Consider the following 15,305-nt stretch of genomic DNA (forward strand, 5'->3'; position numbering starts at 1 on the left):
GCGATACAACGTCCCCTTTTCTTGGACTTTTCTTGAGTTGGGGCTCGCATTCGGGGGTTTGCGAGCCCCTTTTTCTTGTTGTATTACTGTTCATGCCACATGCCATGTCTGTCCGCCATGGCGCTGCGTCACTGTCTGGCACCTAGCGGCGCAACCAACAAACGTGCCCGCCCATGCATATGGCACGGGCGGGCACGATGAGCTTTGGTTGATCATGAGGTCATGTCACGAATGCCAAGCATCGTGGACATGACCACATACGATGATGTCAGGCTGCAACCTTGTTGCCGTACTCGTCAACGCCGTCAGCTGCGATCTTCGCGGTCTTGCGTGCGATGGCGAGCTCTTCGTTGGTCGGCACAATGGCGATGATGATCGAAGAGTCCGGCGTGGAGATGACGCGGGCTTCCTTGGAACGCGTATCGTTCTTCTCCTGGTCGAGCTTGACGCCGAACGGAGCGAGCTTCTCGCACACCATGCGACGCACGATTTCATCGTTCTCACCAACACCAGCGGTGAACGTGATCACATCCACACCACCGAGCTGAGCGGCGTAAGCGCCGATGTAGCTGACGATGCGGTGGATGTACACGTCGAGGGCGAGCTTGGCGTTGTCGTCGCCTTCGGCGATCAGACGGTGCACTTCGCGCATGTCACCGAAACCGGTCATGCCCATCATGCCCGAACGCTTGTTGAACAGGTCGTCGAGTTGATCGACGTCCATGTCGGCGTTGCGCTGCAGATAGAATGCGACAGCCGGATCAATGTCGCCCGTACGGCTGCCCATGACGAGGCCTTCCAGCGGGGTCAGACCCATTGACGTGTCGAGCGGCTTGCCTGACAGTTCAGCCGAAGCGGAAGCGCCGTTGCCGATGTGCAGCACAATCTGCTTGAGGCCTTCCGCATCCTTGCCAACGACCGACGGCACGGTGGCCGACACGAATTCGTGCGACGTGCCGTGAGCGCCGTAACGGCGGATCTGGTACTTGTCGGCGACTTCCTTGTTCAACGCATAGGTGTAGGAAGCGGCTGGCAGCTGGCTGAAGAACGACGTGTCGAACACGAACACCTGAGGAATGTCCGGCATGAGTGAGCGCATGACTTCAGCACCCTGGGCCTCAGGACCGTTGTGCAGCGGGGCGAGTGTAGCCAGGCGGCGCACGTCGGCAATGGTGGCGTCGGTGACGAGGGCCGGAGCGGTGAATGTGGCGCCACCCTGCACCACGCGGTGGCCCACGCCCACGATGCCGGCTTCGTCAAGCTTGGGGCCGTATTCGTCGAAGAAACCAAGCACGCGCTTGAGGCCCTGCTCATGCGTGTCGATCTTTTCGGTCAGCTCATGCTTTTCACCGTTGTACTCGTACTTGTAGTGACCGTCGATGGGCTCGCCGATCTTTTCAACGAGGCCGGGTGCGATACCTTCACCCGTTTCCAAATCCACGAGCTGGTACTTGATCGAGCTGGAACCCGAATTGATGACAAGGACGGTTTTCGCCATGGTGGCTTCCTCCATAATTGTTGATATTGAACCAAGGGACATGGTTTTCCCTCAGTCAGACTACTACAGGCCCGTAACGCCACGGGGGTTGGCATGGCGTTACATGGAACGGGACACCATGCGATGTGCGTGGTATGGCAATGTGCACAGCGCATGGTGTTCTGCTTATTGCGCTTCGATGGCTGTCAATGCGATTGTGTTGATGATGTCTTGGACTTCGGCGCCGCGTGACAAATCATTGACGGGCTTGTTCAAGCCTTGCAGGATCGGTCCGATGGCCACAGCGCCAGACGTGCGCTGCACAGCCTTGTAGCCGATGTTGCCTGCAGTCAGGTCGGGGAACACGAACACGTTGACATGGCCGGCCACATCATTGCCTTTGGCTTTGATGGACGCCACAGTGGGGGAGACGGCCGCGTCGAACTGGACGGGACCGACCACCGGCTGCTGCGGTTCGCGTTGCACGACGAGCTGTGTGGCTTGTTCCACAAGGTCGACATCCGGCCCTTTGCCTGAGCCCAATGTGGAATAGGAAAGCATCCCCAGACGTGGTTCCAGCCCGAACGCGCGTGCCGTGTCACACGATTGGATCGCGATGTCGGCCAGTGTGGCGGCGTCCGGGTTCGTGTTGATCGCACAGTCGGCGAATACGGCCACATGGTCTTTGAAACACATGAGGAACGCGCCCGACACACATGCCGCATCGGGTTTCGTCTTGATCAGCTGCAATGCGGGACGCACCGTGTTCGCGGTGGAATTGATCGCGCCCGACACCATGCCGTCAGCATGGCCCAGCACAATCATCATCGTGCCGAAATAACTCATGTCGCGCAGTGTGGCGCGTGCCTGCTCAGGTGTCATGCCTTTCTTGGCGCGCAACTGGCACAATTTGTCAACCATCGTGGCCAGCATGCTCTCATCGTTCATTGACTGAAAGCGGGCTTTGTCCAAACTGTCCAAATCCATTTGGCGGCCACGTTCAAGAATGGCGTCACGCTCACCGAGCAGGATAATGTCGACCACGTCACGCTTAAGCAGGTAATCGGCCGACTTGAGGATGCGGTCATCGCTGGACTCAGGCAACACAATCGTCTTCTTATGATCCTTGGCACGGCCCAACAGGCTGTATTGGAACGCAAACGGCGTCATCGGCGGTGTGAACGGCGTATGCACCGCGTCCATCAGCGACGACATGTCCACACTGGCACTGAACGCGTCTTGCGCTTTGCGCAGCGCGTCCGGCTCATCCATATCGACGAACGCGACGGGCCATACGGGAACCGCGTAATCACGGAAATGCTCGGCGATCCTGTCCGCCTGGTCGTCACGGCATCCCGTCACGAACACACCAACCACGGCCGTGCCCGCATTCGTGCATACTTGCGTGCAGGTTTCAATCGTCTGCTGCACTTCATCGGGAGTGCGTCCAATCGTGCACACGGTCAACAGGATGCGGGCGCGCAAATCTGCAGACACTTCCGCGTTGAATGCGAAGCGAGCCGGATCACCGACGTTGGACTTGTCGGAACCCACAATGACCATGGCTGCTGGTTCAAGCTGCGCTTCAGTTTCCGTAAATCGCGCCACAATCGTGGCACGGCTCAGCTCCGGGTCCATGCGCGCGTCGCGCGGTGTCACACCTGTGGCCTGTCCGCGCGTCTGTCCAATGTTTGCAGCGTCAAGCAAAGCACCTGTATACGTTTCAGTTTTGGTGATTGCCGGACGGAACACGCCCACACGGCCCAGCTCTTGCGACAATGCCTGCACGACGCCGAGCGCCACCACATTGCGTCCATTGCCCGGTTCGGGACTGATGATGCTGACATTGAGATGGCTCACTGTGACTCCTTATGTAATTGAATGGTCTCTATGCTTGGACACGTCCTGCTGTTCGCACACGCACCACTGCGCATGCCAGCCCATGCTGATGGCCGTCAAAAGCGGTCGGCTTCGACTTCCTCGATCGTGCCGGCGCCATGGTCATGCAAGGCCATCCATATCGTAACCCAACGCGTCATAGCCCACGCCGTCCGCACCCATAGCCGCGAACGTGACCTGTGTCACAATCATGGCCAGTCCTCAAGGCTCAGACCGTTGCGAATCTGCGCCCTTGCCGGAAACCGGCATGTGAACCAAGCCATGTCATTTAGTATCGAAACCACACCACGCGTCACAGCGTTGGCAGCAAGCATGGCAACAAGCATGAAGGAGAACGGGCATGGCGAAACTGAATACCACTGCGGATGGCACAGTGCTTCAGGCCAAACGCGCACCACATCCTGCCATCAACTGGAACCAGGCCATGCGTCACATGGCATTCGCCATCGTATGCGGACTGGTCTGCGGATTCGGTTCCATCGTGCTATGCCTATGCGTGCAATGGGCACATACCATATTCCAGCACCATCATTGGCTCATCTGGACACTGCCTGCCATGGGTGTGCTGGAAATTCTGCTGTACCAATGGTGGAAGATTCCCGCAAACACCACCACCGAATCGGTCATCGACCGCATCCGCACCGGCAAACCCATCACAATCCTACTGGCGCCAGCCATCATCCTGAGCACCGCCATGTCGATCTTCTCAGGCGGTTCGGTAGGCAAGGAAGCCGGCGCACTGCAACTGGGAGGCAGCCTGGGCTACACCGTAGGCAAACCATTCCACTTGCGCAACGTGTTCTATGAGCGTGAAGACGGCGCAATGTTCACCAACCGGTACACTGCGGCAACAGGCATGGCGGCAGCCTTCTCGGCGCTGTTCTTCTCGCCGCTGGGCTCGCTGATGTTCATCTACGAGCTGCTGCACTTCCAATGCTTACGCTATGTCGCCTCCATGCTTGTCGCTTGCTTCGTGGCCTACTTCGTGGCACGAACTTTCGGTATCGGCGACATCATCACCAAGGTCGCCATCCCTCATATCGACTGGCAAATCATCGGATTTTGCATCATCATCGGCGTAGCTTGCGCGCTAGGTGGCAGCATCTTCTCATTCTTCGTGCGACTGTTGCATGAAATCACAGAACGCATCAGCACCCGCTACTGGATTTGGACCATCATCGGCGGCGCCATTGTCACCGCGCTCGTCATCAGCTGCGACTGGTGGAAATTCTCAGGCACCGGTGGCGAGCTGCTCAACGAGGCGCTCGCCACATCGAACGTGTCATGGGATTTTGCGCCAAAAATGGTGTTGTCAATCCTGTGTTTGGGCATGTGGTTCAAAGGCGGCGAAATCATGGTGTCGCTGTGCATGGGAGGATTGCTTGGCTCGGCATGTTCGGTCATGACGGGCTGTGATCCACTATTGGGCGCCGCATTGGGCGCCATGTGTTTCTTCGCGGCATTTGACCGTTGTCCGTTGGCCGCATTCCTCATGGGATGTGAGATTTTCGGTTGGGGCATGTGGGCGCTGCTGGCCATCAGCGTATTCGTCGCGTTCCTGTTCTCGTATCCGGTCGGCATGTATGGCGCCGGCATCCGCCTGCTCGTCAGCAGCGGACCGCAACGCGTGCATTCCACATTCGCCGACTTGACCCAACAAGACAACGCCGTGGCCAACAAGGGCCCGATTGCGATGATGGACGAGATCGCGCACGGTGTGCAAGCGGTCATGGACACAAGTTCGGACACGGCCGTGCAAGCGGAACAACATGAGGAACACACTGATCTCACGGCTTCATCGGACGATGCCACCGTGCCGCAGCATCAAGCATGATTGTGCTTAACAATCGTTGGCCCCATAGTCAACGCAGTTGGTCGTGCACAGTTTGCCATAAGCGGCCTTGTCGCAGCGTCATCATCACTGGAGTGTCGCCAACGCCGGCGCCCCCGTTGTAACGTATGCGGCTCGCGGCAGTGGTCACACGCTTGACGTGAGCGGCATGAGGGGGTGAGAAGAGATACACCATGCGTTCGCCGCTCAGGGGAGTGGTCATGATGATATGACCGATAAAGCTGAACATAAGCTGGGAATTGTGCTCTAGGATTTGCTGTTCGCTAATTGTGTGAAATCACCATATTTTCAGTTTTCACAAAACCTCCATCCATACAATCGGCCTCAATTACCAAAGACAATTGGAGGTTGCAATGGCAGTAGAAACTACTGGCTCGACGCCGCAAACCGCAACGCCCGCCGTTGCTGAGAACCTGACGGATTCTCCGCACTATCTGGCTGAAGCCCTGATTAAGAATGGCGTTAAGCACATGTATGGCGTGGTCGGCATTCCGGTCACCGATTTCGCCCGTATTGCCCAAGGCATGGGCATCCGTTTCATCGCTATGCGCCATGAGGAGGACGCCGTGAACGCGGCTGCCGCGGAAGGCTTCCTGACGGGTCGTCCGGGCGTGGCACTGACCGTGTCGGCTCCCGGTTTCCTCAACGGCCTGGCGCCGCTCAAGGAAGCCACGGAGAACGGCTTCCCAGTCATCATGATTGGCGGATCGTCCACCCGTAGCGTGGTTGATTTGCAGGAAGGCGAATACGAAGGTCTTGATCAGCGCGCCTATGCTGAACCGTTCACCAAGGCCGCATACCGTCTTGACCGTATCGAGGATGTGCCGCTGTCGGTGGCACGCGCCATGCACGTGGCCAGCTCGGGTCGTCCGGGCGCCGTCTATCTCGACTTCCCTGATGACGCAGTTGCCCAGACGATGACGAAGACTGACGCTGATGCCGCGTTGTGGACGGCCACGGACCCTGATCCGGCTGTCCAGCCTTCCCAAGAAAGCATCGACCAGGCGTTGCAGCTGCTGTCGCAAGCCAAGAACCCGCTCGTCATCATCGGCAAGGGTGCTGCAATCGCGCAGGCTGAGAACGAGGTCCAGGAGTTCATCTCCAAGACCGATCTGCCGTTCCAGCCGATGAGCATGGCCAAGGGCTTGATTCCTGATACTGATCCGCATTCGACGGCCAGCGCACGCGGTTTGGCATTGCGCACTGCCGATGTGGTGCTGCTGGTCGGTGCACGTTTGAATTGGATGCTCAGCTTCGGTGTGGGCAAGCATTGGAATCCTGATGTCAAGTTCATCCAAATCGACATCAACCCTGAGGAGTTTGAGAACTCGCGCAAGATTGACGTGCCGATTCTGGGCGACATCAAGTCGGCCATGACGATGCTCAACGCCGGCCTGGCCAAGACGCCGGTCAAGGCCCCGCAGGATTGGATTGATGAGCTGAAGGCCGATTCCGAGAAGAACGACGCCAAGTTCGCTTCCCGTATCGATTCGGGCAAGGTGCCGATGGGCCACTTTGATGCGCTGGGCGCGATCAAGAAGGTCTATGACCGCCATCAGGATCTCTATCTGGTCAATGAGGGCGCGAACACGCTCGATATTTGCCGTGATGTCATCGACATCTACCAGCCTCGCCATCGTCTTGACTGCGGCACGTGGGGTGTCATGGGTTGCGGTACCGGCTATGCAATCGGTGCGGCCGTGACCACGGGCAAGAACGTGTTGTACATCGGCGGTGATTCGGCATTCGGCTTTGATGGCATGGAAGTGGAAACGGCATGCCGTTTCAACCTGCCGATCACGTTCGTCGTGCTCAACAACGGTGGCATCTACCGTGGCGACTTTGAGAACCTCGGCAAAGACGGCGACCCTTCGCCATTGACGCTGACCTATGATGCGCACTACGAGAAGATGATTGAAGCGTTCGGTGGCCAAGGCTATTACGCCACGACCCCGGATGAGGTCGAGCAGATGGTCGAAGAGGCCGTCGCTTCGGGCAAGCCGAGTTTCGTGCACGTGCAGCTCGCCATTTACGCGGGCGGCGAGTCGGGCCATATCGGCAACCTCAACCCCAAGCCTGTGGTCGGTCCTCTGGCCACGTCCGAGGTTACGGCCAACCCGTACCTCGAAGGCGCCCGCATGTGATTGACACATGTCACCCATGATGCTGTCCGACCCCGTCGAGAAGGGCAGGGCCGGACAGCACCTTGGCTGGCATCCCGTACCGTGTGAATCCGGGATGCCGCCGGTATCCACCCCCCCAATTTCATAGGACACTCCCATGGGAAAAATCATCATTACGGACATCGTGCCGATCATCGTGATCATGGCATTGGGTTATGTCTGTGGCAAGTTCCATTACTTCGACAATGACCAGCGACAGGGCCTGAACAAGGTTGTGTTGAACATCGCCCTTCCTGCGGCATTGTTCATCTCCATTGTCAAGGCCACGCGTGGCATGCTGGCCGCTGATTTGACGCTGACAATCCTTGGTTTTGTTGGCATCATCGTCATGTTCATGCTTTCGTACTTCTTGTGCAAGCTCATGTTCAAGCACAACACGCAGGAAGCTGCCGTGTGCGCATTGATCGCAGGTTCACCTACGATCGGCTTTCTCGGTTTCGCTGTGCTCGACCCGATTTACGGCAACACGGTCAGTACGAACCTCGTCATCGCCATCATCTCGATTGTGGTCAACGCGGTGACAATCCCGATCGGCATGTACCTGATCAACCTGGGTCAGGCGCGTGACAATGAGAAGCTTGCCATGGCCGCCGCCAACAAGCAGCTGCCGACCGCCGCTCCCGCCAAGGGTGATGTGGCTGTCGATCCTACGAAGGATCCTAAGACCGACAAGGACGCTGAGATTTCCGTCGCCGCTTCCGACAAGAAGGGCAAGGCCAAGCGCCATATCAAGAACAAGAATGTTGCCGCGTTGGTCAACGCTCTTGAACAGCCCGTGTGCTGGGCTCCTATCCTGGCCATCATCATCGTGCTGATCGGCATCCGTATCCCGGACCAGGTCGCGCCAACGTTCGATCTGATCGCCAAGGCCAACTCTGGTGTGGCCGTGTTGGCTGCAGGTTTGGCACTGTCCACGGTCAAGTTCTCGTTCGGTTGGGAAACCATCTGGAACACGATTTACCGTTTGCTCATCACGCCTGCCGCCTTCTTGGGTGTGGGCTTGCTGTGCGGCATGGGTCATGACATCAACAAGCTGGCTATGCTCGTGCTGTCCGTCGCTTTGCCGCCTGCTTTCTCCGGCATCATCATTTCGAGCCGTTACAACATTTACGTCAAGGAAGGCGCGTCGACCACGGCTGTGTCGACTGTTGCGTTCGCTGTGACCTGCTTGCTGTGGATTTGGCTCGTGCCGAAGTTCTAAACGTGCCATTGCAACTGACACTCGGGGAGGCTTCCGTCAGGGAGCCTCCCTTTTTTTATTTCCGCATATCCCACATCACCTTCCCGCGCTCCCGTCCATTACCGGGTTGCGCCGTAAAGCCCCTGCCTTTAGGCATGGGGATGTAAGGCGCGCATGTCTTATAAAAACTGTGCCATGATTATAACCATGAGTTCCGATGGTGTGGTCCAGCGGGCCTACAGGTTCCGTTTTTATCCAACGCCCCAGCAGGAGGACCTGCTTCGGTGTACCATCGGATGCTGCCGTCTGGTGTACAACAAGGCTTTGGCTGCACGCACCGAAGCATGGACGACGCGGCACGAGCGCATAGGCTTCGCGGAAACCAGCCGCCAGTTGACCCTATGGAAGAACACCGAGGAACTGTCGTTCCTCAACGACGTGTCCTCCGTTGCATTGCAACGGTCCGTAAGACATTTGCAGGCGGCGTTCTCCAACTTCTTCAACCAGCGTGGCGACTACCCGGAATTCAAGAAGAAGTCCCATGGCGGTTCCGCGTCGTTCATGCGCACCGCGTTCACATGGGACGGCCGCGACCTCAAGCTCGCCAAGATGGGCGAACCCTTGAATATCAAGTGGAGCCGCACGCTGCCGCGCAGCGCCAAGCCGTCGAGTGTGACCGTCATATTGGACGCGGCCGGACGCTGGCATGTGAGCATCCTCGTCGAGGAACACGTCAAACCATTGCCCAAGGCCGGTACGCAGGTCGGCATCGACATGGGGTTGACGGACTTCGCCATCACCTCGAACGGGGAAAAGACAGCCAACCCCCGATTCCGCAAACGGGACGCGCAACGGTTGAGGAAAGCGCAACGCGATCTGGCGCGCAAACGGAAAGGGAGCAACAATCACCGCAGGGCCATGTTGAAGGTGGCCCGTATTCAGGCCCGCATCGCGGACCGGCGCAAGGATTTCCTGCACAAGCTCTCGACCCGAATCGTCCGTGAAAACCAAACGGTCGTCATCGAGGACTTGGCGGTGAAAAACATGAGCCGCAGGTGCAAACCCGTCGCCGACCCGCAACAGCCGGGACGGTGGAAACGCAACGGCCAGACGGCCAAACGCGCCCTCAACCGCGGTATCACGGACGCGGGCTGGCGTATGTTGCGCACCATGCTCGCATACAAGTGCGAATGGTACGGGCGTCAGCTTGTGGTCATCGACCGCTGGTACCCCAGCAGCCAAATCTGTTCGACCTGCGGGAAGAACACCGGCCGCAAACCGTTGAACGTCAGGGCATGGACGTGCCCCGCGTGCCACACGACCCATGACAGGGACGTGAACGCAGCCAAAAACATCCTCGCCGCAGGGCTTGCGGTGAACGTCTGCGGAGACCAACGCAAACACCGCGATGCATTGTCGCAGTGCGAAGCGTAGTCGGTGAAACAGAAAACCCTTTCCGCGAGGAAAGGAATCCCCCGGCTTCAGCCGTGGGGAGGACGTCAACATCCATATTCTCGCAATGCCCCTTAGCCAATCCGCTTGCACACCCCCGTCGACTGCGGCTACAGTGGGCTAGTAGCCGCTAGGGGATAGCGGCACTGATAGTGCAGCAAAGGAGCTGACCCATGGTATATCGCATGATTTTCAACCAGACCGCCTATTTCGGCAGGGGAGCGATCAACGAAATTCCCGCGGCCGCCAAGTCGCGCGGTTTCAAGAAAGCGTTCATTGTGACCGACCGCGTGCTCGTGGATAACGGCACCGTCAAGAAAGTCACTGACGTGCTTGATGCGGCCGGCATGCCGTATGTTGTGTTTGATGATGTGCAGCCGAACCCGCCTGTGGAAAACATTCAGCATGGTGTGGAAGAGTTCAAGAAGTCGGGTGCTGATTTCCTGATCGGTTTGGGTGGTGGCAGTCCACAAGATACGTGCAAAGGCATTGGCATTGTGGTGGCGAATCCCGAGTTTGCCGATGTGCTCTCGCTCGAAGGTGTGGCGGATACGAGGCATCCGAGCGTGCCGATTTTTGGCGTGCCGACGACCGCCGGTACGGCGTCGGAGACCACAATCAACTATGTGGTGACTGACACGAAGAACAAACGCAAGTTCGTGGCCGTCGACCCGCATGACATTCCGATTCTGGCGTTCGTAGATCCCGATCTGACCGATGGCATGCCTCGCTCGCTCAAGGTGGCTACGGGATTGGATGCGTTGACGCATGCGATTGAAAGCGTGGTCACACCGGGTGCGTGGAGTTTGTCGGACGCGTTGTCGATGCAGACGATCCGCATGATTGCGCAGAACCTGGCCAAGAGTGTCGATGGTGATGTGGACGCGGGCGAGCAGATGGCGTACGCGTCATATATCACGGGTATGAGCTATTCGAATGTGGGATTGGGTCTCGTGCATGGCATGGCCCACCCATTGGGAGGCCAGCTTGGTGTGGCCCATGGTGTGGCCAACGGCATTTTGTTGGCGCCCGTCATGGAGTTCAACAAGGCATACAGCGGTGAAAAGTACCGTGATATCGCGGACGCGTTCGGTGTGGAAGGTGCTTATAGCCGTGATCTTGATGCAGTGCGTGACGATGCGGTCGCCGCCGTGGCGCAATTGACTAAAGACTTGGGCAATCCGACAACAATCAGCGAGGTAGGTGCCACTGAGGATGATCTGGAAGCGTTGGCACGTGACGCGTACGCCGACGTGTGTACGCCAGGTAATCCGCGCAAGCCTACGCAACAGGAAATCTTTGAACTGTACCGTTCGCTGATGTGATCGAGCGGGGGCTGAACGATGATGGTCCGTTGGCATGCCATATGCCAACGGACCATCCTATGCGTATGTCCGTGATCGAATCCTATCGGGATTGAGTACCCAAGACGCGTGGTTCTGCAATGCCTGTCCCATGGTTGCGGATTGCCATGATGATGCCTTGGATCGCGATGATGGCTGAGCAGATCCAGCGTGTGATCATGAACGCCGTATCCACGTGGTTGATGCTGATGTGGAACGCGTAGGCGGACATGGCGAGCGCGTCATTGTGCAATACGGCCAGTGAGACCATGGCGAGTACGATCACGAGGATGGTTTGTCCGGCCACAATACCGGTGCCGATGGTTTTCTGGGAAGACAGCGCCTGGTCGACGTCGGTCAGTTGTGATTGGTGACGGAAGGTACCGCTGACCATGGCGTCACCGGTTTGTGACAGGAATCCGATTGCGAATACGGCGATGCAATCGGTGATCGTGTTTGGTATGGCGAAAACGATCAGTGCGATGATCATGGCGAGTGTGATCAAGCGTGGAATGTTGTGGCTGCCAAGTTTGCGTATCAGTGCGGATGCGCCGAGCATAGCGAGGAATTGGCCGAGGAATTGCAATCCATTGATGATCAGCACGCCCGGAATGTTGTTGCTGGCGATGTAGTAGAACACGTTGAACAGCACGACCATGATCAGCACTTCGTTGTAATACATGCCATGGTAGTTGAATGCTTGTGCCGGCAGGTAGCGTTTGCACTGGTTGACGACGACGAGGATGATCGCCACGAGCACCATGACAATGATGATGTCGGCGGCTCCTGCTGTCTGTTTGAACAGGCGTACGAAAAATGCGATCAGCAGCATCAGCAGTGCGGGGATGCCGTAGCGCATGTCACCGGTATGCGGTTGGAACAATGACCGGTTTTTCATCGTGTCGCTCAGGTCGAATGATTGCAACGTAAGCAACGCGATGACAGCCATGATGATGTAAACGGAAATAATAATTGTTTCCAAACGTCCCTGAGCGGCCAGGATGGCGAATGAGAAGACGGTCATCAACGCGAATCCCATGAGATTGGCGTGCGGGTAGGGGAACGTGCCGGCTTTCAGTAACTCCGATTTGACGGTGCGGTACATCGTGCCGAAAATTGAGCTGCCGAATCCGATCAGTACGCCGGCAATGTCGTAACAGATGATGCTCAGATGGCCGAACCAGCATACCAGCGCGCCAACAATGACAATCCACGCGCTGATTTGGGCGAGCCGATACGGGTTGTTCACTTCGCCGAACATGCCGAGCGTGAATTCACCCATCTTGTTGAACGCGTAAAACAGCACGAACGGCAGCACGTACGTGAACTCGCCTTCGTGCGCGATGAAGGATGTGACAAAAATGAACAGCGGAATCATTGGCACGCCACTGATGGCCGCCTCCGTAATCCACACGCCGCAATGGTTGAGCGCACGCATCCCGCCTCCTTGACTGACCAATACCATTCAGTCTAAAAGTAAGCGGTTGATACGTGCGCCCATGTTCGAGGCCGGCGCAAGCGCCTAAAAACTGCGCGTGCGGTACAGGCGTGCGGAAATGACGAACGACAGCGCGTACACGGCCAAACCGCCAATCAGAACGAGGAAAGCGCCGAGCGGAGTGACCAACCATTCCGGCAGTCCGGCGATGAATGCCACGTCGGATTCCTGCAGTGCACCCCAGGCAACGAGCATCGCGAACAGCATGACCACGGGCACATACCTGATCGCACGGGTGAAGCCCATTTTCATGACGAACGGCAGCACCCGAGCACGCACCTCATCAACGTCGTCTTACCTGAACCGTTGACACCCACCAAATCCACAATCATGCCAGGCGGCACCACGAGGTCCACATCAGACAACGCAAAACCGTCATACCACTTCGTCAAGCCACGCACTTGCAGCAGGGCGGCGGCATCACTCGAATCGATAACAGGGGCGGCAGAAGAAGACACGAACGTGTCCATAAGCAACCTCCACCTTTCTTCCCAAAAAGCACGCCACAACACCACAACACGGCATACGAAAAAGGCGGAACCTAGGCAGACTCCTCAACGAACAGCAGCGGGAATGAGGCAGACAACAAACCTGTTGAACCTTGAAAGCAGGCGCAAATGCAGACGCGGATAAACGGCCCTGTCTGCGACATTTCTGGAACATGACAAGGATGAAACCGATGAACACAGCAACCATATACCTGGCCGGAGGATGCTTCTGGGGCACGCAAGCCTACCTGCAACGCATCCCAGGAGTAGTGAACACGCGAGTCGGATACGCAAACGCGAATGTGGAAGCGCCCACGTATACGCAAGTATGCACAGGGCAAACAGGCGCCGCAGAAACAGTGGAAGTCACCTACGATCCGCAAGCACTCGGCTTGCCGCTGCTGCTGCAAGCCTATGCGCGCACCATCAATCCCACCTCACTTAACCAGCAAGGCAACGACCGCGGCACCCAATACCGCACCGGCATCTACTGGACCAATGATGCCGATGAAGCTGAAGTGGCACAGTTCCTCACGGCGTTGCAACAGACCGTCGGCAAGCCCCTCGCCATAGAAAGCGGACCACTACGCAACTTCACAGCCGCCGAAGAATACCACCAAGATTACTTGAACAAGAACCCGGGCGGATACTGCCACGTCAACCTGGCCGACGCCGACCGGTTCGTCGCCGAACACCTCTACACCAAACCGGACAACGCAACATTACGCGAAACACTACCGGAAACCACGTATGAAGTCACCCAACACGCAGCCACCGAACGGCCATTCTCACACGAATACGACCATGAGTTCTCTCCGGGTATTTATGTGGATGCCGTCAGCGCAGAACCACTGTTTCTCTCCAGCGACAAATACGACTCAGGCTGCGGATGGCCCGCATTCACAAAACCTATCAACGAGTCTGCAGTCAGCAGGCACGCAGACCAAACGCTGCCAGGGCGGCCACGCGTCGAAATACGCAGCCGATTCGCCAACAGCCACCTCGGACACGTATTCACCGACGGACCACAAGAAAGAGGCGGACTACGCTACTGCATCAACGGCGCCGCGCTACGATTCATCCCCTTGGCCAACATGGAACAAGAAGGCTACGGATGGCTCATCGATCGTGTGCGCCAAGAAACCGGCAAATAGTGACCGCGCATCGGACGCCGTCGATGGCGACATGAAGCGACATGACTGACGTGACTGAGCCGTGCGCGTGACCGGCGCTCGCGATAAGGGCCGTTGACCAGGTGAAGGTCAACGGCCCTTTGGATTGCGTATTGAATTGATAGGTATCGTCGTGACGCTCAGTACGTAACGATGAGCTGGCGGCAAGCGCGGCACAGCAATGCCGGCACGTTGGCGCGGCCGCCGACTTTGGGTGCAGTGATTTGTACAAAACCGGGGTGCATTCTTCGCGTCCTTAAACGAGGACGGCACTTCGTCCGCGAAGCTGAATGCGCCATCTTTGGTTGAGAACAGGAAACCTTGTTCGAGTTCGCCGTTGCACTCCGGGCAAGTCATTGTGGTCATGATTGTGGCTCTCCTCACTGGTACAGCTGTGTAGCTAGGTAGCTGTGTGGCTGTATTGGTGTACCGTTCTTGACGTCCATTATTCTCGGCTTATATCAACATTACGCTTCAGCAGCCGTACATCATCAGTAACACTCCTAATATGGAGGAGTCGGGAGTGCTTGAGGAAAACAATAACATTCTCAATCTCATTAAGGTGTCCGATGTTGATCAGTTCCAGCGCGAATGCATAGAAATTAGTGAGAAGAAGGCGGTGGAAGGCGGATTGCTGGAAGAGACGAAAACGGAAGCTGCCAAAAATATCAAGGACATGTTCAAAGCGGCCCTTGGTGACTCCTACACGGTGAAAGTGGATTGGGCTGACGCCAAGAAGTGATATTGTCGCAATGAATTAA

13 protein-coding genes are annotated in these 15,305 nt (G+C 57.2%); 7 read left to right on the plus strand and 6 right to left on the minus strand.

The window, feature by feature from the left end; translation table 11 throughout:
* Window positions 1-268: 268 nt before the first annotated feature.
* Together BGLCM_RS04495 and pta are read right to left on the minus strand one after the other, a co-directional pair.
* Window positions 269-1,498 (minus strand): acetate/propionate family kinase, encoded by a 1,230-nt coding sequence (locus tag BGLCM_RS04495; protein ID WP_044084971.1) that lies wholly within the window; start codon window positions 1,496-1,498, stop codon window positions 269-271.
* Window positions 1,499-1,663: 165 nt separating this feature from the next.
* Window positions 1,664-3,337, minus strand: coding sequence for a phosphate acetyltransferase (gene pta, locus BGLCM_RS04500; protein WP_044084972.1), 1,674 nt, complete (start codon window positions 3,335-3,337; stop codon window positions 1,664-1,666).
* A 379-nt stretch (window positions 3,338-3,716) separates the two neighbouring features.
* On the opposite strand from pta, the gene BGLCM_RS04505 reads away from it, so the two are divergent.
* The 5 genes from BGLCM_RS04505 (at window position 3,717) to fucO (ending at window position 11,368) form a co-directional block, all read left to right on the plus strand.
* On the plus strand, window positions 3,717-5,210 hold the full coding sequence (locus tag BGLCM_RS04505; protein WP_006294012.1) for a chloride channel protein: 1,494 nt from the start codon (window positions 3,717-3,719) through the stop codon (window positions 5,208-5,210).
* A 371-nt stretch (window positions 5,211-5,581) separates the two neighbouring features.
* Entirely contained in the window at window positions 5,582-7,372 is a 1,791-nt protein-coding gene (oxc, locus tag BGLCM_RS04515; RefSeq protein WP_006294014.1) for an oxalyl-CoA decarboxylase, read from the plus strand.
* Window positions 7,373-7,508: 136 nt separating this feature from the next.
* The gene (locus BGLCM_RS04520; RefSeq protein WP_006294015.1) at window positions 7,509-8,612 is read left to right on the plus strand and encodes an AEC family transporter; all 1,104 of its coding nucleotides are present in this window, start codon (window positions 7,509-7,511) and stop codon (window positions 8,610-8,612) included.
* A gap of 174 nt (window positions 8,613-8,786) precedes the next feature.
* A complete protein-coding gene (locus tag BGLCM_RS04525) occupies window positions 8,787-10,025 on the plus strand; it encodes an RNA-guided endonuclease InsQ/TnpB family protein (RefSeq protein ID WP_006294016.1) in 1,239 nt (412 codons plus the stop codon).
* A 191-nt stretch (window positions 10,026-10,216) separates the two neighbouring features.
* Window positions 10,217-11,368, plus strand: a complete 1,152-nt coding sequence (gene fucO / locus BGLCM_RS04530) for a lactaldehyde reductase (RefSeq protein ID WP_006294017.1) — start codon at window positions 10,217-10,219, stop codon at window positions 11,366-11,368.
* Window positions 11,369-11,450: 82 nt separating this feature from the next.
* Here the strand turns inward: fucO and BGLCM_RS08055 are convergent, their stop codons facing one another.
* The 3 genes from BGLCM_RS08055 to BGLCM_RS04545 all read right to left on the minus strand — a co-directional run bounded on the left by BGLCM_RS08055 (window position 11,451) and on the right by BGLCM_RS04545 (window position 13,354).
* Window positions 11,451-12,824 carry a hypothetical protein gene (locus BGLCM_RS08055; protein WP_052295066.1) on the minus strand — a complete coding sequence of 458 codons (1,374 nt, stop codon included), beginning with the start codon at window positions 12,822-12,824 and terminating at the stop codon, window positions 11,451-11,453.
* 84 nt (window positions 12,825-12,908) lie between these two features.
* Window positions 12,909-13,151 carry a hypothetical protein gene (locus tag BGLCM_RS04540; RefSeq protein ID WP_044091213.1) on the minus strand — a complete coding sequence of 81 codons (243 nt, stop codon included), beginning with the start codon at window positions 13,149-13,151 and terminating at the stop codon, window positions 12,909-12,911.
* Window positions 13,133-13,354, minus strand: coding sequence for an ATP-binding cassette domain-containing protein (locus tag BGLCM_RS04545; RefSeq protein WP_006294021.1), 222 nt, complete (start codon window positions 13,352-13,354; stop codon window positions 13,133-13,135). The genes BGLCM_RS04540 and BGLCM_RS04545 overlap by 19 nt, the downstream gene beginning before the upstream one ends.
* 209 nt (window positions 13,355-13,563) lie before the next feature.
* On the opposite strand from BGLCM_RS04545, the gene msrA reads away from it, so the two are divergent.
* The gene (gene msrA, locus BGLCM_RS04550) at window positions 13,564-14,526 is read left to right on the plus strand and encodes a peptide-methionine (S)-S-oxide reductase MsrA (RefSeq protein WP_148401513.1); all 963 of its coding nucleotides are present in this window, start codon (window positions 13,564-13,566) and stop codon (window positions 14,524-14,526) included.
* Between the two features lie 108 nt (window positions 14,527-14,634).
* On the opposite strand, the gene BGLCM_RS04555 is transcribed toward msrA, so the two are convergent.
* A complete protein-coding gene (locus BGLCM_RS04555; RefSeq protein ID WP_202961059.1) occupies window positions 14,635-14,910 on the minus strand; it encodes a hypothetical protein in 276 nt (91 codons plus the stop codon).
* Window positions 14,911-15,010: 100 nt separating this feature from the next.
* Between BGLCM_RS04555 and BGLCM_RS04560 the strand changes: the two genes are divergently transcribed.
* The gene (locus tag BGLCM_RS04560; protein ID WP_274518193.1) at window positions 15,011-15,286 is read left to right on the plus strand and encodes a DUF4230 domain-containing protein; all 276 of its coding nucleotides are present in this window, start codon (window positions 15,011-15,013) and stop codon (window positions 15,284-15,286) included.
* Window positions 15,287-15,305 lie beyond the last annotated feature (19 nt).

The organism is Bifidobacterium gallicum DSM 20093 = LMG 11596, assembly GCF_000741205.1.
Classification (GTDB): domain Bacteria; phylum Actinomycetota; class Actinomycetes; order Actinomycetales; family Bifidobacteriaceae; genus Bifidobacterium; species Bifidobacterium gallicum.

What these genes read in the sequence shown, in the direction of transcription:
- BGLCM_RS04495 (WP_044084971.1), bottom strand. Translation starts at nt 1,498, where the DNA reads ATGGCGAAAACCGTCCTTGTCATCAATTCGGGTTCCAGCTCGATCAAG.
- BGLCM_RS04505 (WP_006294012.1), top strand. Translation starts at nt 3,717, where the DNA reads ATGGCGAAACTGAATACCACTGCGGATGGCACAGTGCTTCAGGCCAAA.
- BGLCM_RS04525 (WP_006294016.1), top strand. Translation starts at nt 8,787, where the DNA reads ATGATTATAACCATGAGTTCCGATGGTGTGGTCCAGCGGGCCTACAGG.
- BGLCM_RS08055 (WP_052295066.1), bottom strand. Translation starts at nt 12,824, where the DNA reads ATGCGTGCGCTCAACCATTGCGGCGTGTGGATTACGGAGGCGGCCATC.
- oxc (WP_006294014.1), top strand. Translation starts at nt 5,582, where the DNA reads ATGGCAGTAGAAACTACTGGCTCGACGCCGCAAACCGCAACGCCCGCC.
- BGLCM_RS04520 (WP_006294015.1), top strand. Translation starts at nt 7,509, where the DNA reads ATGGGAAAAATCATCATTACGGACATCGTGCCGATCATCGTGATCATG.
- BGLCM_RS04555 (WP_202961059.1), bottom strand. Translation starts at nt 14,910, where the DNA reads ATGACCACAATGACTTGCCCGGAGTGCAACGGCGAACTCGAACAAGGT.
- msrA (WP_148401513.1), top strand. Translation starts at nt 13,564, where the DNA reads ATGAACACAGCAACCATATACCTGGCCGGAGGATGCTTCTGGGGCACG.
- fucO (WP_006294017.1), top strand. Translation starts at nt 10,217, where the DNA reads ATGGTATATCGCATGATTTTCAACCAGACCGCCTATTTCGGCAGGGGA.
- BGLCM_RS04545 (WP_006294021.1), bottom strand. Translation starts at nt 13,354, where the DNA reads ATGGACACGTTCGTGTCTTCTTCTGCCGCCCCTGTTATCGATTCGAGT.